27 protein-coding genes and 1 other RNA gene are annotated in these 18,163 nt (G+C 48.3%); 27 read left to right on the top strand and 1 reads right to left on the bottom strand.

The features are described 5' to 3' along the window. Positions 1-591: 591 nt before the first annotated feature. Complete coding sequence (locus tag L5M49_RS02310) at positions 592-1,335, bottom strand: S24 family peptidase (protein ID WP_263265373.1); 744 nt, start codon at positions 1,333-1,335, stop codon at positions 592-594. 289 nt (positions 1,336-1,624) lie between these two features. Here L5M49_RS02310 and L5M49_RS02305 point away from each other — a divergent pair, with 289 nt between their 5' ends. The 27 genes from L5M49_RS02305 (at position 1,625) to L5M49_RS02175 (ending at position 18,157) form a co-directional block, all read left to right on the top strand. Continuing rightward, positions 1,625-1,852: a hypothetical protein gene (locus tag L5M49_RS02305; RefSeq protein WP_041411143.1), complete on the top strand. Its 228-nt coding sequence runs from the start codon at positions 1,625-1,627 to the stop codon at positions 1,850-1,852. Next, positions 1,845-4,061 carry a DNA-binding protein gene (locus L5M49_RS02300; RefSeq protein WP_263265372.1) on the top strand — a complete coding sequence of 739 codons (2,217 nt, stop codon included), beginning with the start codon at positions 1,845-1,847 and terminating at the stop codon, positions 4,059-4,061. The genes L5M49_RS02305 and L5M49_RS02300 overlap by 8 nt, the downstream gene beginning before the upstream one ends. 60 nt (positions 4,062-4,121) lie before the next feature. Then, complete coding sequence (locus tag L5M49_RS02295; RefSeq protein ID WP_012089134.1) at positions 4,122-4,844, top strand: AAA family ATPase; 723 nt, start codon at positions 4,122-4,124, stop codon at positions 4,842-4,844. A gap of 5 nt (positions 4,845-4,849) precedes the next feature. Further along, the gene (locus L5M49_RS02290) at positions 4,850-5,386 is read left to right on the top strand and encodes a hypothetical protein (RefSeq protein ID WP_076500566.1); all 537 of its coding nucleotides are present in this window, start codon (positions 4,850-4,852) and stop codon (positions 5,384-5,386) included. Further along, positions 5,383-5,898 carry a hypothetical protein gene (locus L5M49_RS02285; RefSeq protein ID WP_131524989.1) on the top strand — a complete coding sequence of 172 codons (516 nt, stop codon included), beginning with the start codon at positions 5,383-5,385 and terminating at the stop codon, positions 5,896-5,898. Before L5M49_RS02290 ends, L5M49_RS02285 begins: the two co-directional genes overlap by 4 nt. Before the next feature lies 1 nt (position 5,899). Next, positions 5,900-6,112, top strand: coding sequence for a hypothetical protein (locus tag L5M49_RS02280; RefSeq protein ID WP_063884365.1), 213 nt, complete (start codon positions 5,900-5,902; stop codon positions 6,110-6,112). 1 nt (position 6,113) lies between these two features. Beyond that, positions 6,114-6,749, top strand: a complete 636-nt coding sequence (locus L5M49_RS02275) for a DUF3164 family protein (protein WP_263265371.1) — start codon at positions 6,114-6,116, stop codon at positions 6,747-6,749. A 17-nt stretch (positions 6,750-6,766) separates the two neighbouring features. Further along, positions 6,767-7,075: a hypothetical protein gene (locus tag L5M49_RS02270; RefSeq protein ID WP_113939654.1), complete on the top strand. Its 309-nt coding sequence runs from the start codon at positions 6,767-6,769 to the stop codon at positions 7,073-7,075. A gap of 2 nt (positions 7,076-7,077) precedes the next feature. Further along, positions 7,078-7,150: hammerhead ribozyme type II (locus L5M49_RS02265), an RNA gene on the top strand. Between the two features lie 30 nt (positions 7,151-7,180). After that, positions 7,181-7,402: a hypothetical protein gene (locus tag L5M49_RS02260; protein WP_263265370.1), complete on the top strand. Its 222-nt coding sequence runs from the start codon at positions 7,181-7,183 to the stop codon at positions 7,400-7,402. Then, positions 7,396-8,022 (top strand): gp16 family protein, encoded by a 627-nt coding sequence (locus L5M49_RS02255; protein ID WP_263265369.1) that lies wholly within the window; start codon positions 7,396-7,398, stop codon positions 8,020-8,022. The genes L5M49_RS02260 and L5M49_RS02255 overlap by 7 nt, the downstream gene beginning before the upstream one ends. Further along, on the top strand, positions 8,015-8,470 hold the full coding sequence (locus L5M49_RS02250) for a Mor transcription activator family protein (RefSeq protein WP_006087231.1): 456 nt from the start codon (positions 8,015-8,017) through the stop codon (positions 8,468-8,470). The genes L5M49_RS02255 and L5M49_RS02250 overlap by 8 nt, the downstream gene beginning before the upstream one ends. 110 nt (positions 8,471-8,580) lie before the next feature. Further along, positions 8,581-9,015 (top strand): hypothetical protein, encoded by a 435-nt coding sequence (locus L5M49_RS02245; RefSeq protein ID WP_263265368.1) that lies wholly within the window; start codon positions 8,581-8,583, stop codon positions 9,013-9,015. 26 nt (positions 9,016-9,041) lie between these two features. Next, complete coding sequence (locus L5M49_RS02240) at positions 9,042-9,638, top strand: hypothetical protein (RefSeq protein ID WP_263265367.1); 597 nt, start codon at positions 9,042-9,044, stop codon at positions 9,636-9,638. Between the two features lie 5 nt (positions 9,639-9,643). Then, on the top strand, positions 9,644-10,177 hold the full coding sequence (locus L5M49_RS02235; RefSeq protein WP_263265366.1) for a hypothetical protein: 534 nt from the start codon (positions 9,644-9,646) through the stop codon (positions 10,175-10,177). Next, positions 10,177-10,326, top strand: a complete 150-nt coding sequence (locus L5M49_RS02230) for a hypothetical protein (protein ID WP_158497646.1) — start codon at positions 10,177-10,179, stop codon at positions 10,324-10,326. The genes L5M49_RS02235 and L5M49_RS02230 overlap by 1 nt, the downstream gene beginning before the upstream one ends. Positions 10,327-10,420: 94 nt before the next feature. Then, complete coding sequence (locus L5M49_RS02225) at positions 10,421-10,717, top strand: hypothetical protein (RefSeq protein WP_263265365.1); 297 nt, start codon at positions 10,421-10,423, stop codon at positions 10,715-10,717. Then, positions 10,707-11,273 (top strand): lysozyme, encoded by a 567-nt coding sequence (locus L5M49_RS02220; RefSeq protein ID WP_263265364.1) that lies wholly within the window; start codon positions 10,707-10,709, stop codon positions 11,271-11,273. Before L5M49_RS02225 ends, L5M49_RS02220 begins: the two co-directional genes overlap by 11 nt. Next, entirely contained in the window at positions 11,270-11,839 is a 570-nt protein-coding gene (locus L5M49_RS02215; RefSeq protein WP_263265363.1) for a hypothetical protein, read from the top strand. The genes L5M49_RS02220 and L5M49_RS02215 overlap by 4 nt, the downstream gene beginning before the upstream one ends. 84 nt (positions 11,840-11,923) lie before the next feature. Beyond that, positions 11,924-12,148 carry a hypothetical protein gene (locus L5M49_RS02210; protein WP_263182297.1) on the top strand — a complete coding sequence of 75 codons (225 nt, stop codon included), beginning with the start codon at positions 11,924-11,926 and terminating at the stop codon, positions 12,146-12,148. Then, positions 12,145-12,483: a DUF2730 domain-containing protein gene (locus tag L5M49_RS02205; RefSeq protein WP_006087225.1), complete on the top strand. Its 339-nt coding sequence runs from the start codon at positions 12,145-12,147 to the stop codon at positions 12,481-12,483. Before L5M49_RS02210 ends, L5M49_RS02205 begins: the two co-directional genes overlap by 4 nt. Further along, positions 12,483-12,779, top strand: coding sequence for a hypothetical protein (locus L5M49_RS02200; RefSeq protein ID WP_006087224.1), 297 nt, complete (start codon positions 12,483-12,485; stop codon positions 12,777-12,779). The genes L5M49_RS02205 and L5M49_RS02200 overlap by 1 nt, the downstream gene beginning before the upstream one ends. 2 nt (positions 12,780-12,781) lie before the next feature. Continuing rightward, positions 12,782-13,054, top strand: coding sequence for a hypothetical protein (locus L5M49_RS02195; RefSeq protein WP_212600744.1), 273 nt, complete (start codon positions 12,782-12,784; stop codon positions 13,052-13,054). Then, a complete protein-coding gene (locus tag L5M49_RS02190) occupies positions 13,044-13,613 on the top strand; it encodes a DUF3486 family protein (RefSeq protein WP_263265362.1) in 570 nt (189 codons plus the stop codon). The genes L5M49_RS02195 and L5M49_RS02190 overlap by 11 nt, the downstream gene beginning before the upstream one ends. After that, the gene (locus L5M49_RS02185) at positions 13,613-15,253 is read left to right on the top strand and encodes a hypothetical protein (protein ID WP_263265361.1); all 1,641 of its coding nucleotides are present in this window, start codon (positions 13,613-13,615) and stop codon (positions 15,251-15,253) included. Before L5M49_RS02190 ends, L5M49_RS02185 begins: the two co-directional genes overlap by 1 nt. Next, positions 15,253-16,839, top strand: a complete 1,587-nt coding sequence (locus tag L5M49_RS02180; RefSeq protein ID WP_263265360.1) for a DUF935 domain-containing protein — start codon at positions 15,253-15,255, stop codon at positions 16,837-16,839. Before L5M49_RS02185 ends, L5M49_RS02180 begins: the two co-directional genes overlap by 1 nt. Then, positions 16,832-18,157, top strand: coding sequence for a phage minor head protein (locus L5M49_RS02175; RefSeq protein ID WP_263265359.1), 1,326 nt, complete (start codon positions 16,832-16,834; stop codon positions 18,155-18,157). Before L5M49_RS02180 ends, L5M49_RS02175 begins: the two co-directional genes overlap by 8 nt. The last annotated feature ends 6 nt before the right edge of the window (positions 18,158-18,163 follow it).

Raw genomic sequence — 18,163 nt, 5'->3', positions numbered from 1 at the left:
ACATTTTTCGTGAAAAACCACTTAACAATTCGCAATATAGCCATAATTGAGTCCATCGTTTTTAAGCGGTGATTCTATGAAATTGAAATCATTCGCTAAATAATCGACACCGTTTTCGGTACTTGGTCGAGTACTTAAGACTCAAACCGCTCAAAAAAGGATCTCAGGTGGGGTAATGTGAATTTACTCAGTTCTTTATACCGATAGAAAACGTGGGTTATCTTTTCGCCGTTAAAGCCCGTTTTTCTGTTTTAACAAGTTTACTGTTGTTGATGGGGGTGTTAATTGAGGCTTTATCGAATTAGCGTGAGCTGTTTTTCAAATTAAGTGATGCACTTCACTATAAGTTGTGGCACCAGATGCGCTACTACAACTTGTAACCAGTCAAATGGATTGACAATAAGTGAGAACAGCCGAGATTAGTTGAAACTAGGCGGGAGGCCTTGGTGTACAAGAGTTGTTCGAGTGAAGAGTTAAGTCGGAAGTGATTCACTAGGATTGATAAAAACAAAGCCGGAGCATAAACAATGCGCCAGCTTTGAAAAAAAATCATAGGTCATCAAGATTGATAAACTCGGAACTTTTAAAAATTTAATCGAGGTTTTTACCCATCCAAACGACTTTGCCAATAATTTGCAGCATTGGCAGTTCACCCGCAGAGACAATCTGAGATTTATACTCCTTGTTGTCACTGAGTATCTCTATGCCGCCATCAAACAGTTTCTGTAAGCGCTTAGCATAAAGATCGTCGCCCAGGCGTAATACGAAGATACAGCCGTCTTCTAGCATCGTCTTACTGATATCAACCAGTAAGCTATCTCCGCTGTGTATGGCGGGCTCCATCGAATTGCCTTTGGCATAGACGACTTTGAGATTCTCGGGCTTTAAACCACGATATTTAAGCCAGTTCTTTCTAAACGGCAGCCGTCTGCGTACACCTGTTTCATCATTAAACGCACCATGCCCAGTGCTTACCACCACGTCATAGCCTTCAATCAAGAAATACTCTTCATTGAATTGGTCTTGGTGGACGTAAACAACACCTTCCTGGGAAATTTCATCGCGTTGGCGATTGGGGTATTTAGGGCCATTGCCAGTTGCAAGCCAACGAATGCTCACGCCAGCCTCTTCTGCTATACGTATTGCTGTATCTAACTTAGGTTCTCCACCTTTGATTAGATTACGTAGGGTGCCTTCAGATACGCCAATTTTAATGGCGAACTCTCTAATACTGTTTTTCCCAATTGCTTCCGAAATACGGTCAGCAAGAGTGCCGACTTCAGTTGTGGAAGTCGGATCTAAAGTTGGATCTGAGTGTAAGGCTTCCGACTTCATTATTTTCCTCGAACCAAAATCTATTTAACGCTCAAGAGAGCAATAGTTATTACTTAAAAACTACCGAATAAGTAATGGTTTACTGAATATTCAACCGAAACTACATCAATCTTTTGCGCACTAAAATAACTTTAGTGCGTAATTTTCTGCGCAAAAAAGCAGAAAGCTGTTGATTTGTGCTTAACTCGGATCTATATTCGCAATACGTTACGCAGTGCGTAACGTATTGTAGTTAAACTGCGTTCGTTCGCAATGCGAACGTAATCAAAATATTAGCACGGTAATTCTTATGAAGATAGAAAGCGCTCGTCATATACATGCAGCCTTGCTCGCAAATGGACAAAGCTGCCGTGCGTGGGCGATTACGCATGGATATAACCCAAGGACGGTTCAGAAGTGCGTTCAATGGTTTGCACCCAATACAGGTCGTAAACCTAAACGCTTAAAAGCCATCAAGATCATGGCTGCTTTATCTGAGTACCTTGGTGTTGATTTAGTGGGAGAGCACCATGACTAAGGAATGGTTTAGCACTGTAGAAATTGCAGAGCTATTGGATGTCGGGGATAGACGCGTTCGTGATAGGGCAAAACATGAAAACTGGCAAAAGCAGAGGCGACAAGGGCTAGGTGGAGGATTTGAATATCACCTAAATAGTTTACCCCTTGAGGCTCGTCAGAAGCTGGCAAAACAGGAAGCGGAGAAGATAGCAACATCTCCAACGTCCCTGATGCGTGCGGGATCTGCTGTTGCCAAACTGCAAATCCCTGCAGTGAGTCAAACAGAAAAAGCCAAGAGCATTCAGCAGTTTATAAATCTACCTGATAAAGCGCAAAAGCGGGCAGATGCAAAGATGCTGATCGTCAATGCCAAGGCTAAATTCTGCATGCCTTACCTTGAGGTTCGCAAGCTCGTTGATGGTGAAAAAGCATTCTGCAAAGCGTATGCCCAGCGTTCGATTGCACTACCGGACTGGGTATTCTCAATTATTAGCAGCGTTTCTATTGTAACGATCCGCCGTTGGGAAAAGGTCTTAGAAAAAGATGGCGTTAGCGCACTCGCTGGTAAATATAAAGTTGAGCGTCCTTGTCTACTGAATGACGAGCCCGACTTAGCCGACTTCCTAAAGGGGCTGATCACTGCCAAACCGCATCTGGCAGGCAAGGCAAAGCAGCTTAAAAAGCTAGCCGAGATCTATGCGATAAAAACCGACATGCCTTGGCAGATCCCAAGCATCTCCAGCATTCGCCGCTGGGTGAATAAATGGATAAGCCAGAATCAAGCGGCTTTTACATTCACTACAAACCCTAAAAAATTCAACGATAAATACCGGACTGCAGTTGAGCAAACCTATCCATGGATGGCTGCGCCAAACGATGTATGGGAATTTGACTCAACCCCAGTCGATGCCATGTTGAAAGAAGGGCGACACACCATTATTGCGGTGATCGACTGCTTCACACGTCGCGTCAAACTGCTTGTTTCACCTACTTCATCAAGCGAAGGCATTTGCCTTTTAATGCGTAAAACCTTGCTGGCTTGGGGAGTTCCAAACCAAGGCGGCTTAATGCGTACCGATAATGGTAGCGATTATGTCAGCCAGCGAACCACGAGCATCTATCACTTACTCGATTTAGAACAAAGCCGAGCTAACCCATACTCGGGTTGGGAAAAGCCCTTTATCGAACGTTTCTTTAAGACGCTCAGCCATGATCTTATTGAGTTGCTGCCTGGCTACATTGGCCATAACGTCAATGACCGCGAGGCTATCGAGGCTCGAAAAGAATTTGCGGTACGCCTTAAAGAGCGCAACAAGAAAGAGAACGAAAAGGCTGATTACGATCTCCGTATGACGCAACCGGAATTACAGCAACTTCTTGATAATTGGGTTGATGCCTATTATCACCTCCGCGCACACGATGGCTTAAAGGGTAAAACACCCAATGAAGTCTATCGCGCAGCTCAATATCAAGTGCGGGCTGTCGAACATCCAGAAGCCTTAGATCTCCTGCTTAACCACGTTGGCGAGTACACCATCCTTAAGGGCTTTATTAAAGCGGGAGGATTGCGTTATACGGCACCGGAAATGTTGGAGCATGAGTGGAAAGGGCAACGAGTCCGTGTATTTCTCGATCCAACTGACGTCGCTCGAGCGTTTATATACCCGATCAATAATTGGGAAACCCGAATCGAAGCAGTTGATAGCCGTCTTTTAGGTCAAGAGATCAGCCCTGCGGCTTATCGTCAAACCAAAAAAGAAGAAGCTAAGGCACTGCGTAGTTTCAGGGCCGAAATGAAGCAACTCGCTAAAACGTTCAACATAGGCGAGATCCATCAAACCGTTATCGAGCACTATGCCAAGCAGGCTAAGTCACTAGTCGAGTTTCCAACCCAGCCAATAGCCCACCAAAACCCCAGTTTAATGGCATTAACTGAGGCTGCAGAGCAGCTCGTTAAAACCAATAAGCCTGCTTATAGCGACCAACAAATTGAGCATTTACGCCAGAAGCGTAAAGCGATTGAAGAACGTAAAAACACCATTAATCAACAGCATGCAACCTTAGTGCGTAATGAGCACGAAAAGGCACGTTTGCTTGCCGCTGAATCTCTCAACCGTGAATTAACGCCAAAGGAGGATGCATTCCTAAAGGATTACAAAAAGCACAACAAGTTAGGGGCAAAACGGATTGATGAAATCATGGGCCATAAGCGCAGAGCGACCAACTGAGCACTTATGACCCATAACGGCCATGAAGGCCATAAAACTAAAGCAAATGGAGTATACAAAATGAAAGCAGTGATCGCACCTGTAAAAAATGTTCTGACAGCCCAAGACGCCTTCGATAACCTTTGTACCCGAGGCATAGGTGTACCAGGTCTCGGTTTGTACCACGGCCCAAGTGGCTTTGGTAAAACAACTGCAACCACTTATCTGTTTAACCAAGTGAACGGTATCTATGTTCGAGCCATGGCCACAGACAGTGCCAGTACGCTAATGAACCGTATTGTGGGCGAACTCGGATCGAGCGGCATGTGGCGCATTAATAAGATGGTCGATTTCACTATCGAGCAAATGAGCATGTACGAACGCCCGCTGTTTATCGATGAAGCCGACTACCTCATGTCGGACGTTCGTATGCTTGAAACCGTGCGCGATCTCTACGACAACACCGAAGTCCCAGTGATCCTCATTGGTATGGACCAAATCGCCCGCCGTATCAGTACACGCAAACAGTTCTTTAACCGTATTTCAGAGTGGGTTGAGTTTCGACCAGCCGACTTAGATGACGTCATGGTGATGGCCGATTCCCTCTTAGACAACGACATCAAAGTCGAACCAGAACTCCTTGATGAACTGCGTAAAGCCAGCAGTGGTGAGGCTCGTCGCATTGTCATTGGCCTTAATCAAATCGAACGTCTCGCCAAAATGAACGAACTCGATTACGTCACAGCAGAACACTGGGGTGCACAGCCATTCCATGGTGTTCGACGTCCAAGCCTTGTGGGTTAAGCGTTATGGCACAAGTCAAACGCTCAACCCCGTTAAGGCACAGCGCATGGTTGTTTATGTGTTGTTGTCGCAATCGAAAAGTCAGCTTTAGTGCTGAACAAGTTGCCGATGCATCGGGAATGCCCAAGTGCCTCGCAAATCGCTTTTTACGTGATTTGTATCGAGAAGGGCGCTTAACACTCGAATGGAAAGGGCGTACAGGGCTGACCAACCGCTACTGGTTAAACGATGACAGCCCGTTAAAGCGCCAGTCTCAGTTCGCTAAGATTAAAGCGAATCAGCGGATCTGGAACAGCTGCCGCATCATGCGCAATTTCTCGATTGAAGAAATCATGGTCACAGCCAGGGTGGCGCGCTCAACGGTAAAGCGTTACCTCAATGCCCTGCAACGTGCAGGCTTGATCCGCATCAGAGCTATCGAAGAGGAAATGATCATTTATCACCTCAACGTTGACTGTGGCGCTTTAGCGCCAGAGCTAATCGATGACGGTATTTATGCACCAACCAAATCGAAGTTTTATCCCTATAGGGAGGCGCTATGAACAAGGACAATTGGTTCCAAGTGCTTGAGTTAAAAGTCAGTGAGAGCAGCCAAGCGCAGATTGCCAGAGAGCTAGGTGTCAGTCCGACCATGCTTAATCAGGTCCTGCTGAACAAATACAAAGGCAATATCGACACCATTAAAAATCGTGTCGAAGGGCGCTACTTACGTCACCACGTACAGTGTCCCGTTGCAGGACAAATCAGCGTTGATACCTGCAAAGACAATCAAGAACGGCCTTTTAGCTCTACCAACCCACAACGCGTCCGACTCTATCGCGCCTGTCGCGGTGGCTGCCCACATTCGCAGTTAAAGCAGTCGGCAGTAACACAGAGGATCGATGTGCAATCCGCGACAGACAGTCGTTACAACGTAGAGGAACAGCTCGCGTTCTGTCGCCGACTCGCCCAGGGCGATCAACTACAGCATATCGAACTACTCGAAAGGGAGTTGCAAAAGGTGGCTAACCGCCTAAATAGCGCCCTTTGGGATAACAAATGGAAAGGTAAATAACATGCAAACAAAAGCTATCAATGTGATTGCCGCCTTAAGGCTTCGTGGGATGAAGGTCGTTAGCCAGCATCGCGGTGTTATCCAAATTGACGTTCCAAGCCGTGATTTTAAACGCATGGCAGTTGAGATTATCGAGAACATAAAAGGTATTCGTCGCCGTTGTATGGCGGTGCAATTTCATGGCGTGACAGTGCGCTGGAATGAGGACAAATAAGATGAACACACAAGAACAAACCCACAACCAAGCCGCTATTCCGCAGGGCTACCGCAAAAACGCGGTAGGCGATTTAGTACATGAAGATCGCATTAAGCCAGTAGACAAACTGCGCGATGAAGTGGTCAAGACCATAGTCAATAACGCCAAGCTGCTGCGTCAGTCGATGACCGAATTCAAGCTAACCACCATGGCAAATATCAATGACTTTGTGGAACTGTCTTCATCGGAGTATGGCACTAAGTTCGGCGGCGCTAAGGGCAATATTCTGCTCACTTCCTTCGACGGCCAATACCAAGTGCGCCGTGCAGTGGGTGAACACCGCGTATTTGATGAGCGCATTCAAACCGCTAAAACCTTGATTGATGATTGCATTAAAAGTTGGAGCGGTGGCGCGGATACCCGCCTGATGGCCATGGTTGAGCATGCCTTTCGGGTAAACCAGCAAGGCCGAATCGACGTTAATCAAGTACTCAGTCTGCGCCAGCTGGATATCGACGATGCCAACTGGAAACGGGCCATGGACGCCATAGCCGACGCGATTCAAATCACAGGCACTAGCCAGTACCTGCGCCTATATGAGCGTCAGCCTAATGGCAAATACACCCAACTACCACTGGATATCAGCACCCTTTAGGGGGCAAGGAGCACATCATGACACTCAGTACACAATCGGGCATTCAACACCTATTCGATGACAACCAAGCCGCACTCGATCGGGTGGCGTTTCAATTACGCCAAGCGACCTTACTTGAAGCCAGCTTTGACAATCTGCGCAGCGAACTCAGTGGCCTAGCTGCTGAAAGACCGCATTACTGCTTGATGATGTGCGCCGCTCTGCTCAATGCACTTAAGGAGTTAAGCAAAGAGTTTGCGGGCGAGCGCCGCGCTGTGATCGCCTTTTTTATGGAGAAGTCACTCAATAATTTAGAACTGCTAGAACCAAAGCCAGCAATGCGTTAACCCTGCGAAACCCGCTCCAGTCATTGGGGCGAGGTCTATCCAGTGTAGTGGCTGGGTACTGATGAGCAGCTAACAAAAAGAGCACTAATTTTAAGAGTGAACAAGATGACACCCTATGCTAAACGCTTACTCAAATATGCCATTGCGAACTGCCCAGTTATGCCCGTTCGTAAGGGGAAAACTAAGGCAGAACTGCTCGCCGATCGTGAGCTTTGGGCTGTTAACTTTTTAAATGCAGCAACACCGAATTGGCAGCAGCTTAAGAGTCAACCTAAAGCCATCAAGATAGTATCCAGTGCGACAACCGATGAGGATGACGAATGTTAGAAACTAATCAAAAAGCCCCTGTGCAGACTAATGCGCAGGCGCACCCAGTCGCTCAACACAAGAAGCGTCTGATCACCTTAATCAATGTGGCTAAGGGATCATTGCAGCTCGATGAAGCCATCTACCGCGCCATGCTGAAAAATGCCACGGGTAAAGATTCCCTGCGGGCAATGAACTTGCCCGAGCTTGAACAGGCGTTAGAAGTGTTTAAACAAAAGGGCTTTAAACCCACGTTAAACCCCCATAAAAAGCGCCGTTTAAGTCCTGCTGCGGGTAAAAGTAAATTGGCCAGCATAGATAAAATACGTGCCATTTGGATCACCATGGGCCACCACTTAGTTATCCAGGATAACAGTGAATCGGCGCTCGATGCCTATGTGCGTCGCATGACGCTACGCAGCCGCATTACTAATAACCAAACCCAAGGCGTGGACGTCACCGCTTGGATGACAGAACCGCAAGCCTACAAGGTACTTGAAAGCCTGAAAAACTGGCATAAGCGCGTACTTATCGAGCGCATTATTGTCCGTGGTGAGCGGCTAAAGATGAATGAAGCAGGTACACGCCCCGCAAACTATGAAGTGATCGTCGCGCAATACGAGGGGCATGGCTATGAGTAAGAACATCTTAAACGCGGTTAGCATTCCAGAAAACCAGTTGGATTTATTGTCCACCAGCGCCGCCGAGCTGGAACAAGCCCTCGAAACCTTAGCCACGCTTAAGCCAGATGAGCGTGAGGACTTCATTCGCCGCTGGCCCTCAACTCTACAAAGCTTGTGCGATGTGATGCGCCAAACCCTAAAGCAATACGATATTGATAACGCGGATAATGTGAGCGAAGCCTTAGCTACTAGCCTAAGCGCCTACCTAGGCGGGCGCGATATCTACATCCCCAATGGCGAACGCCTCAAGGATGCGCTGCGGGATATCCGCATTTGGCGCGAGTTTAAGGGAAATAACCTAGAGCAGTTAAGCCGTGATTATGGACTCACCGAACGCCGGATCAGTCAGATAGTGGCAGAGCAAAGGGCAGCATTTGTGGCGAGGAAGCAAAGGCGACTGTTTTGAAATCTAATCTATATCACAGGGCTGCTACGAAGTAGCCCTTTTTATTCCGTTATTTTGACGATAAACTCAACAAAGTTGCAATATATGTTAAACAGTTAGGATGTTGAAGCATGCTGAAATGGATATTACTCACAAGCATCGTGGTGCTGCTAAGCACTCATGTAAATGCTGAAATCTACAAATGCACCAATGACGGTATTGATACCTATAGCCAAACTCCCTGTGCGGAAGATGCGCAACCTATCATTATTACTCCACCTGCCAAGTTGCACTCTGGCGAAAATACCGTAAATGAAGATGAGTTAGTATCACAATGCGTTGAAGTACTTAAGCATTATGCTGGCTTTAAAGATCCTGACTCGGTTAAAGTTGAAGGGCATTTTTTCGATTGGCTTCAGGATGATAGTGGTGCTAGAAGAGTATTACAGATCAAAATTAATGCAAAGAACAGTTATGGTGCTTATGCAGGCAGTGAATTTTACCCCTGTTTTTTGAACTACACAGGGACTAGATTAAGCGCGAATCAACAATTTATCTTTAAATAATTTTGAGATTAATTAGTAGGATCTACATGGATTTTTTTAAAAGTTTTGCTTTTTGGATAGCCATATTATTTATTTTCGCGGCACTTTCTCCTTTTATGATAAATTTTTGGGGGATGGAACTATCAATGAAAATGCAAGATTGGGCGAGTTTTGGTACATATTTTTCGGGTGTATTAACACCTATTGCAGGGTTAGCTATTTTTTGGCAATTGTGGAGCCAACATCAACAAGTACAAACATTTAAAAATGATAAAGTGAAAGATCATTATGTGAATGAGTTAAAATCTAATGTTGATGAGTTAAATTATATGATCCGTTCTTATGATAATCGATATCATTCCGATGATGTACTAACTCTACGACTTTTGACTGATGGGCACCTTAATCCATGTGATTGGCATGCTGTGATTTTCGATCATAGGTATAAGGAAAATTTTCCTTTTGAACAGGAATATGTTTTAGGGAAAATTTGTAAAAAGTTAGTCCAGATTAAAATGCTAGCAATTAAGATAGATGAAAAAACTACCTATGAGAAATTGCACAATGATTTTAGTGCATTAGTCTTTGTTCTCAGTGCTAACAACTGGTTAGAGAATAGATTCACTTTTCTCGATGAGGATTAGAACGCGTGAAAGAATGTAATAAAGAAGTAGTACTTGAGAAAGCTTCATCGGCAAAATTAGTTGTTGATTATGCTAAATCAGGTTGGGATGATGAGCTTAAAAGGTTTTACAGCATTGATGATAAGCTATCAAAATTATTGCGTTATATTTTGAGCGTACTGGTGCTGTTAACAAGTTTTCTGGCATGGCTTTACGTTCATATAAGCGAATTTTCATATATCTCCGCCATTTTTATTATCGTTACTAGTGTTGTTTCTTTACTAGCTTTGCTTAGTGCTATGTATCAGTCTCATAAAGGCATCCAATTAATGGAGCTTCCTCGTCCAGCGATGAATAAAGCACTGCTCGAGTTGTTAGCTAAAGATAATGAAGAATCTGCTAAATTAATTGCAGAAACATATTTAGCTACGATTGCAAAACACCGAGACATGATGAAGGTAAAGGAAGACTGCTTTGACTTATCATCAAACGACGTCATTTTTTCTTTGTGCGCTATAGCTATAACTATGTTTTTATTGATATTACTAAGGGGAATATAATGAGTGAACAACATAAACATGACCGAACGCCTTCTGTTCCAGCCACGGGCAGTAGTGATAAACGTAGTAAAAACGATGGTGGATTAGGTGTCGAGTTTGTTAGAAATAATAAAGAACCCGGCAATGGGAAAAAGCAAGAGAATAAGTAAGTTATTCACCCTTAGCTAATCCCGAAACCTTTCCAATCCACTCCAAACCCTTAAGCCGAGACAATGAACCCATGTTCACTGTCTCGGTTTTTTTATGGCCTTTGTCACCCACAACAACTATCGCAGCGGCGTTAACAGTATGCCGATTGCGAATGCGCAGCCCAAACGCATACAAAACCGAGTCTATCGCCAGTGCGCTAAGGACGGTTTTAATGCCCGCATCAAGGCGGAGTTAGCAGGCGATGTGCCCGCCACCGTACCCGTGTATAGCCACAGTCTCACTCGTCAAAGCTACTTTGAACAAGGCTGGCATGCCGTCACTCACCTCCATGTTTTAAAAGCCCGCGAGCAACGCAAGGCACAAGCTATGGCGGTGCCAAATGAACAGTAAACTCAAGGCTATTTTACTGGCTGCTGGCTTAAGTTCGGCGGCCATCACTGGCGCACAGCTTACCGATAAATGGGAAGGGAATAGCCTGAGCGTCTATATCGATGCGGTTGGCGTGCTGACCGCCTGTCGTGGCCATACGAGCAAAGACTTGAGGCTTGGGCAAACCTTTACCGAGCAACAATGCATGGAGATTTTTGCCAAGGATATCGCTCGCGCTGATAAGCAGTTGCTGCAACTCACGGCCCCTGTAGCACTTACTGATGGCGAGCATGCGGCCTATCTGTCGTTTATGCATTGGGCGGGCTATGGCAATTTTGCCAGCTCAACCCTGCGTAAAAAGCTGCTTGTAGGGGATCGTGTGGGTGCCTGCAAGGAGCTAACGCAGGCCTGTTCCACCAATCCTCAAACGGGTGAGCGCATCTGCAATGGTTGGACCTATGGCACCCGCCTAGGTGTCAAGGTGCGCCTAAATGGGCTGATTAAACGCCGCGCCGAAGAGCAGACCATTTGCTTAAGCGAACTGGGCCTCTCGCAAACAAAGGGGGGCGCGCAATGAATCCCTCACAAATCATTAGCACTGTGCAGTGGCTATTTTTGTCACTGGCATTAGTCACCATTGGGCTGATGTACCACCAACAGCAGAGCACTAAGAGCCAGCTCACCCAAGCGTTAACTGACAATGCTGCCCTAAAACAGAGCGCAGACACGCTAGCGGTATGGCTACAAGACGCCAACGTTGAACGCATTGCCCTAAAAGACGAAGGCGAAACCCTCGCCCTACAGGTGCAAACCGTTGAGCAGCAAAAGGCCGCGTTAGCCAACCGCAATCAAGATCTTAACCATCAACTCACCCAGTTACTTGAGGACGCCCAGGATGAACAAACACAAACATGGCGTGTGGCTAGTGTGCCTAACGATGTTGTGCGCGTGTTCGACAACGCCGCCCGCTGTGCGTTACGTGCCTATTTACAAGACCCAATATGTGTTGCCGCCCGAAGTACTGATGCGAGAGTGCAACGTCACTCAGGTTCCACTACAGGTATTGCAGTGCCTGCAAACCCAGAAGGAACAGTGCCTATCCAACCCAAAGTCAGCGGGGCTAATGCTCTCGCTACTCACTGACCTTGGGCAATGCAACCTCGACTGGCAAGCCCTGCACGATTGGCGGCAACGCCATCAAACTGACCAAACAAAATAAGGAACCCCATGGACGAAACCGATTGGGCTAGCAATATGGAAACCCGCGAGCGAGCTGCCTGCGTTGATGCAGTAAGGGATGCCGCCAAGCACAAACAGCATCGCCAAGGCAATGGTATTTGTATTGATTGCTTAGAGCCAAATGAGCCACAGCGGCTTAACGAGTTGCGCTGTATCAGTTGCCAAGAAGATGAAGATAAGCGCCAGAAGATGCGCTATGGGAAGCGTTTATGATCGAATCGCTATTTGAATATTTCGGTAAGTATTGGGGCTTCATTGGCAGCGTCATTAGCGTTTTATGTGCACTGCTGATGGCGTGGTTTAGCACGCGATTTACCCCACGAATTGAGCATGAAAAGGTGATCCAAAAGGTGGCTGAAATCGACAAGCGCCTTAGCGAAACTGAAATGCAATTGGAGTACATGCCTACCCGTGACGAACTGCATGCGCTCGATAAAACCCTCACAGGTTTAGGTGAGCGCTTTGGCGCAATGGAACAAGGCATTAGGCGCTTAGAAACCAAGACCGACATGCTTCTCGAAAACGAACTGAAAGGAGGCCACCAATAATGGCGATGCAGCAAATTATCAATGAGCACCAACGCCTTGTGGTGCTTCGATTACTGACCGAGGCGGGAGCCTTCGCGCTCAATGAGTCCATCTTACAAGATGGCTTAAATGCCTACGGCCTCGACATTAGCCGCGATGCCTTGCTGGTGCAGCTCGCTTGGCTTAATGAGCAAGGGCTGATTAAAACCGAGTTAGTGGGCAAAGTGACCACGGCCACGCTAACAGGTCGCGGCCAAGATGTGGCGACAGGCCGCGCGGTAGTGCCAGGGGTTAAACGTCCACGGGCGGGAGAGTAGCCATGGCCGTTAAGCCGTTAACTGCTGGACAAAAGAACGTGCTTTATCACTTAGCCCTCGCTTTGGTTACCGCTGATGTAGAAAACCAAGTCATTAAACCCATGATGGAAAAAGAAGGTAAGCGGTATATCGAAGGTGAGTTCCGCAAGATGTATTTCGCCAAAGTGCCCCAAGTCGCACAGGCCGAAAGAGCTTTGCAAAAAGCCATGGCTCAAGCGCAGAAGGATCTTGCTGCTTCGATAAAGTCTTCTAAAGGAGCTGACAATGGCAAATGAAACCCGAGGTCGCCGCTCTAAGGTGGATTTAATGCCCGATCCTATCCGTAAAAAGCTCGATGCGGGGCTGCGTAATGGTTCGATTCAGCAGATTGATTTGCTCGATGAAATCAATGCGCTGATTAAAGCCGCAGGCTTGCCTGAGGAAAACCAGCTTTCCCGCGCAGGCATCAACCGCTATGCCACCAAGATGGAGGCTGTGGGTAAATCCCTGCGCGAAATGCGTGAGATCACCCAAGTGTGGACGGCAGAGCTGGGTGACAAGCCCACGGGTGAAGTGACTAAACTCATCCTCGAAATGGCGCGTTCGCAGCTGTTTAAAGCCCTATTAAACCAAGATGAAACGGGCGAAGGTGCCGATGTTGGCATGATTAAAGATGCCATGTTAGCGGTGCAGCGTTTGGAGTCTGCTGCCATGGCCAGCCATAAGCGCGAGAAAGAGATCCGCACCGCGTTCGCGGCCGAAGCGGCTAATGCCGCCGAGAAGGTCGCGAAAACCGCTGGCTTAACCAGTGATGCCGTGGCCTTGCTTAAGCGCGAAATACTGGGGATTGCCTGATGACCATTAAGAAAAAGGTGTTAGCAGCCGCGACTGCGGTAGCGCTAGCCATCACGCCAACGGCAAGCTGCTTTGATCCCACGTATGAGGCAAGTTGCCTAAGTCGCTTTGATCCTAAAGAGGTGCTGCTCGGTTATCAGAAACGCTGGATAGCCGACGAGTCACCGCTGAAAATTGCCGAAAAGTCGCGCCGAACTGGACTCACTTGGGCTGAGGCTGCCGATGCTTCTCTTACCGCAGGCGCTGCCCGTGGCCAAGGGGGGACTAACCATTTTTATGTGGGCAGTAACAAGGAGATGGCGCGGGAATTTATCGACGCTGCGGCCATGTGGGCCAAAGTATTTGATAAAGCCGCAGGCGAAATCCAAGAAGAAGTGTTTGTTGATGAAGGCCAAGACGGTAAAGAGATCCTGACCTTTGCCATTTACTTTGCCTCAGGTTTTAAGGTGCAGGCGCTATCGAGTAATCCCTCGAATCTGCGCGGTATGCAAGGCAATGTGACCATAGACGAAGCGGCGTTCCACGAACGCTTGGCCGAAGTACTAAAAGCTGCATTGGCGCTGACCATGTGGGGCGCGAAGGTACGCTTGATCTCCACCCATAATGGCATTGATAACCAGTTCAATGAGCTGATTAACGATTCCCGTGCGGGTAAAAAAGATTACTCCATTCACCGTGTCACCTTGGACGATGCCTGTAGCGAGGGGCTGTATAAGCGTATTTGCCAAGTGCGCGGCATCGAATGGAGCCAAGCGGCCGAGGATGACTGGAAAGCGAAATTACTCAAAGCCACAGCTACCGAAGAGGACGCATTAGAAGAATACTTCTGCGTGCCTAAATCGGGCGGTGGTGCCTATCTTAACCGCGCGTTAATCGAAGCCCGCATGGCCAGCGTGACAGATAGCGGCCCCGTTATTCGCCTTAAAAAAGACGATGCTTTTGGACAATGGCCAGAGGGTTTACGGGCGGCGGAGATCCTTAAGTGGTGTGAGGATGAACTAAAGTCGGTTCTCGATAGCTTAGACCCTGCACGCCCCCATTGCTTTGGTGAAGACTTTGCCCGTAGTGGTGACTTAACTGTGATTGACGTGGGGGAAATCGCCCAAGATCTCCACATCAAAACCAAGTTACAGGTCGAGCTTAAAAACATTCCCTTTCGCCAACAAGAGCAGATCCTGTTTTACATTGTGGACCGCTTACCACGGTTGAGGGGCGGCGCGATGGATGCGCGCGGTAACGGCCAAGCGCTTGCTGAATACGCCCAGGATAAATACGGCAGCGAAGTGATCGCCTGCGTGATGCTATCTGAGTCCTTTTACCGCGAACAAATGCCACGCTTTAAAAGTCACTTTGAAGATGGGCTGATCACTATCCCAAGGGATGACGACACCAGTACTGACCTGCGGGCCTTGAGCATTAACCGTCGAGGTACGCCATGCCTTGGCGATGTACGCACAGGCCAAGAAAAAGAACGCCATGGGGATGCCGCGATCAGCCTGTTCTTGATGGTATACGCCTCCACCTTAGACGGTGCCCCCATAGAGTTCACCCCCATTCCAAGAAGTGATCACCGCAATCCGAATGCCCATGCAAGTGCCCATGAGGATGATGATCATCAAACGCAGCGAGGTTGCTGGTAATGCAAGAAAAAATAACTGAATCACGTATTTTGGACGCCAGTGGTCGGCCGTTTAAACAGCGTGAAGCCAAAGCGCTGCAGACCGACGATGTGCGTTTAATTGGTCTGCAACGTACCTTTAGTCAGCACCCGAGTAGTGGCTTAACGCCCGCCAGTGCAGCCAATATTTTGCAGGCCGCCGAGCAAGGCGATCTCATTGCCCAATGTGAACTAGCCGAAGATATCGAAGAGAAAGACGGCCACCTATATGCCGAGTTAGACAAACGCAAACGGGCACTGATCGGCGTGGATTACTATTTAATTCCACCCCGTAACCCGACGCCACAGGAAAAGGCCGACACTGAATATCTGCAAGAGATGCTCGAAGAAGGTAACTGGATAAAGACGCTCATTAAGTCAATGAGTGATGCCATTCTCAAGGGCTTTAGCATGCACGAGTTAGCCTGGACGCGAGAGCTAGGGGAATGGTTTATTGAAGTGCCAGAGTATCGCGATCCGTCTTGGTTTATGACTCACCCTGAGCGGCGCAACGAACTGCGGCTGCGTGATGCCACGGTCAATGGCGCTGACCTGTGGCCCTTTGGTTGGATTAAACATATTCACCCAGCCAAGTCGGGCTATGTTAGCCGCAGTGGTTTAGTGCGTCAGTTAATCTGGCCGTTTATTTTTAAAAACTACAGTGTGCGCGACTTAGCTGAGTTCCTTGAGATTTACGGTTTGCCGCTGCGTATTGGTCAGTATCCTGCGGGTGCCAGCGATGAGGAAAAGCGCGCCCTGTTAAATGCAGTGATGAGCATTGGCCATAACGCGGGTGGCATTATGCCCAAGGGCATGGTGATGGATTTTGAGAGTGCCGCCACAGGTCAAGCCGATCCCTTTGATTTGATGATTAGCTGGGCTGAAAAGACCATGAGCAAGGTGATTTTAGGCGGCACCTTGACCAGCCAAGCCGATGGTAAAAGCTCAACTAATGCGCTCGGAAACGTGCATAACGAAGTGCGCCAAGAGCTGCGCGATGCTGACCTTAGCCTGATTGCCGAAACCTTAACCCGCGACTTAGTGGCCCCCTTGTATGCGCTTAACTGTAAGAGTTATCAAAGCCATCGTCGCCATCCTCGTTTAGTCTTTGATACCACAGAAGCCGAAGACTTACGGGCCTTAGCTTATCCGCTGCGTGCGTTCGTCAGCATGGGCATGCAGATCCCACAAAACTGGCTGCATGAAAAGACCCGAATCCCTAAGCCCGCTAATGGTGAAGCCGTGTTGGTGATCCAGCAAGAAGACCCCAATGCCAGCGCTGCTAGCCAGACGGCATTGGCGGCTTTAGCCGCTCAACCGTCTAGTGCTCCGTTGAGTGAACCGAGCCAAACCGCCTTAGATAAAGCCTTGGATGCACTCACTCAAGGGCAAATGAGCGAAGCCTATATGGCGATGGTAGAGCCATTACTGGCACAACTGCAGAGCGAGCCGGAGCAGCTGCGGGCGCAACTGGAAAAGGACTACCCCGCCATGGATACCGAGCAGCTTACCGAAATGCTCGCGCGGTTAATGTTTGTGGCTGAACTGTGGGGTATTGCTAATGCCTAAACAAAGAGTGCCTAAAACCGTTGATTTAAGCATTGCCATTAACCAAGCCCCCGCCGATGCGGTGGCCTATTTTCGTGCCAAAGGCTTTGCCATCAGTGACGATTGGCAAGACGTGTGGACTCGCGCCCACGCCCGAGCCTTTACTGTGGCCAAGGCGGCACAGATGGATGTGCTCACGGCGATCCGTAATGAAGTGGATGCAGCCTTAAGCCAAGGGTTAACCGCTAAGCAGTTTCAGGCCAACCTTAAACCGCAGCTCGAAAAACTCGGATGGTGGGGTAAACAAGAGATCGATGGCCGCGAGGTACAGCTAGGTAGCCCGTATCGGTTAAACACTATCTATCGTCAAAACCTGCAAACCGCCTACATGGCTGGGCGCTATCGGCGCATGTTATCGCGCACTAAAACCCACCCCTATTGGCAGTATGTGGCGATAGATGACGGCCAAACACGGCCAGCCCATGCGCGGCTTAGGGGTAAAGTGTTCCGCTTTGACGATCCAATATGGGACATCATTTATCCTCCCAATGGCTGGGGCTGTCGTTGCCGCGTTCGGGCGCTCACCGAGGCGCAAGTGAAGGCGATGGGGATCACTGTGGAAAATGGCGAAGGTTATATCCAGCGCTTTGACACAGAGACAGTCGCACGCGGAACGGGTGAAGTGTTAACCGTGCCCCATGCGCGTATCGATCTGCCCGATGGCAGCAGCATGAGCCCCGATTTAGGTTGGGCCTATAGTCCAGGCGAAGCCGCCTTTGGTACCGACGTGGCCGTCGCTAAAAAGCTTGGCACTATTCAATCCCTCGATACCCGCGCGCAGTTTATTCAAGCACTCAATAATAGCCCACTGCGCCACGCCCAGTTTGCCCAATGGACGGATGAAGTCCTTGCCGCCAATCCAGGGCAGAAACGACGACCAGGCTTAGGCGTACAGGCTTTAGGTTTTATGACGCCCTCGATTCAAGCAGCGGTAACAGCACGTTTAGGCCGCGAGCCTAGCGCATTGCTCGCTATAACTGAGCGGCAACTCAGTACAGCGCATGCCTCGGTGACGCCTAACCAGTTACAGCAATTACCGCTGCTGCTGACTAAGCCCGAGGCCGTGCTATGGGATAACGATAATCAAACCTTGCTCTATGTGTATCCAATGGAAGGGCAAGCAACCAATGACCCAGCGAGCAATAGTAAATTACTTATCGCGAGCCAGTGGCAATTACAGCGCACACCTAATGATGGCCAAGTGGAAGTACTTAAGTTATCGCTAGTTGAATTGCAGCAAGCCCAATACCAAGTGCTTGAAGGCCAGTTAAAAGAGTAGGAGGCA

Origin of the sequence: Shewanella sp. SM74 (genome assembly GCF_025653725.1) — a bacterium.
GTDB classification, from domain to species: Bacteria; Pseudomonadota; Gammaproteobacteria; order Enterobacterales; family Shewanellaceae; genus Shewanella; species Shewanella oncorhynchi.
The sequence above is the reverse complement of the archived record's forward strand: the minus strand, read 5'-3'. Positions and strand labels throughout refer to the sequence as shown.

What these genes read in the sequence shown, in the direction of transcription:
- L5M49_RS02310 (WP_263265373.1), bottom strand. Translation starts at nt 1,335, where the DNA reads ATGAAGTCGGAAGCCTTACACTCAGATCCAACTTTAGATCCGACTTCC.
- L5M49_RS02305 (WP_041411143.1), top strand. Translation starts at nt 1,625, where the DNA reads ATGAAGATAGAAAGCGCTCGTCATATACATGCAGCCTTGCTCGCAAAT.
- L5M49_RS02300 (WP_263265372.1), top strand. Translation starts at nt 1,845, where the DNA reads ATGACTAAGGAATGGTTTAGCACTGTAGAAATTGCAGAGCTATTGGAT.
- L5M49_RS02295 (WP_012089134.1), top strand. Translation starts at nt 4,122, where the DNA reads ATGAAAGCAGTGATCGCACCTGTAAAAAATGTTCTGACAGCCCAAGAC.
- L5M49_RS02290 (WP_076500566.1), top strand. Translation starts at nt 4,850, where the DNA reads ATGGCACAAGTCAAACGCTCAACCCCGTTAAGGCACAGCGCATGGTTG.
- L5M49_RS02285 (WP_131524989.1), top strand. Translation starts at nt 5,383, where the DNA reads ATGAACAAGGACAATTGGTTCCAAGTGCTTGAGTTAAAAGTCAGTGAG.
- L5M49_RS02280 (WP_063884365.1), top strand. Translation starts at nt 5,900, where the DNA reads ATGCAAACAAAAGCTATCAATGTGATTGCCGCCTTAAGGCTTCGTGGG.
- L5M49_RS02275 (WP_263265371.1), top strand. Translation starts at nt 6,114, where the DNA reads ATGAACACACAAGAACAAACCCACAACCAAGCCGCTATTCCGCAGGGC.
- L5M49_RS02270 (WP_113939654.1), top strand. Translation starts at nt 6,767, where the DNA reads ATGACACTCAGTACACAATCGGGCATTCAACACCTATTCGATGACAAC.
- L5M49_RS02260 (WP_263265370.1), top strand. Translation starts at nt 7,181, where the DNA reads ATGACACCCTATGCTAAACGCTTACTCAAATATGCCATTGCGAACTGC.
- L5M49_RS02255 (WP_263265369.1), top strand. Translation starts at nt 7,396, where the DNA reads ATGTTAGAAACTAATCAAAAAGCCCCTGTGCAGACTAATGCGCAGGCG.
- L5M49_RS02250 (WP_006087231.1), top strand. Translation starts at nt 8,015, where the DNA reads ATGAGTAAGAACATCTTAAACGCGGTTAGCATTCCAGAAAACCAGTTG.
- L5M49_RS02245 (WP_263265368.1), top strand. Translation starts at nt 8,581, where the DNA reads ATGCTGAAATGGATATTACTCACAAGCATCGTGGTGCTGCTAAGCACT.
- L5M49_RS02240 (WP_263265367.1), top strand. Translation starts at nt 9,042, where the DNA reads ATGGATTTTTTTAAAAGTTTTGCTTTTTGGATAGCCATATTATTTATT.
- L5M49_RS02230 (WP_158497646.1), top strand. Translation starts at nt 10,177, where the DNA reads ATGAGTGAACAACATAAACATGACCGAACGCCTTCTGTTCCAGCCACG.
- L5M49_RS02225 (WP_263265365.1), top strand. Translation starts at nt 10,421, where the DNA reads ATGGCCTTTGTCACCCACAACAACTATCGCAGCGGCGTTAACAGTATG.
- L5M49_RS02220 (WP_263265364.1), top strand. Translation starts at nt 10,707, where the DNA reads ATGAACAGTAAACTCAAGGCTATTTTACTGGCTGCTGGCTTAAGTTCG.
- L5M49_RS02215 (WP_263265363.1), top strand. Translation starts at nt 11,270, where the DNA reads ATGAATCCCTCACAAATCATTAGCACTGTGCAGTGGCTATTTTTGTCA.
- L5M49_RS02210 (WP_263182297.1), top strand. Translation starts at nt 11,924, where the DNA reads ATGGACGAAACCGATTGGGCTAGCAATATGGAAACCCGCGAGCGAGCT.
- L5M49_RS02205 (WP_006087225.1), top strand. Translation starts at nt 12,145, where the DNA reads ATGATCGAATCGCTATTTGAATATTTCGGTAAGTATTGGGGCTTCATT.
- L5M49_RS02200 (WP_006087224.1), top strand. Translation starts at nt 12,483, where the DNA reads ATGGCGATGCAGCAAATTATCAATGAGCACCAACGCCTTGTGGTGCTT.
- L5M49_RS02195 (WP_212600744.1), top strand. Translation starts at nt 12,782, where the DNA reads ATGGCCGTTAAGCCGTTAACTGCTGGACAAAAGAACGTGCTTTATCAC.
- L5M49_RS02190 (WP_263265362.1), top strand. Translation starts at nt 13,044, where the DNA reads ATGGCAAATGAAACCCGAGGTCGCCGCTCTAAGGTGGATTTAATGCCC.
- L5M49_RS02185 (WP_263265361.1), top strand. Translation starts at nt 13,613, where the DNA reads ATGACCATTAAGAAAAAGGTGTTAGCAGCCGCGACTGCGGTAGCGCTA.
- L5M49_RS02180 (WP_263265360.1), top strand. Translation starts at nt 15,253, where the DNA reads ATGCAAGAAAAAATAACTGAATCACGTATTTTGGACGCCAGTGGTCGG.
- L5M49_RS02175 (WP_263265359.1), top strand. Translation starts at nt 16,832, where the DNA reads ATGCCTAAACAAAGAGTGCCTAAAACCGTTGATTTAAGCATTGCCATT.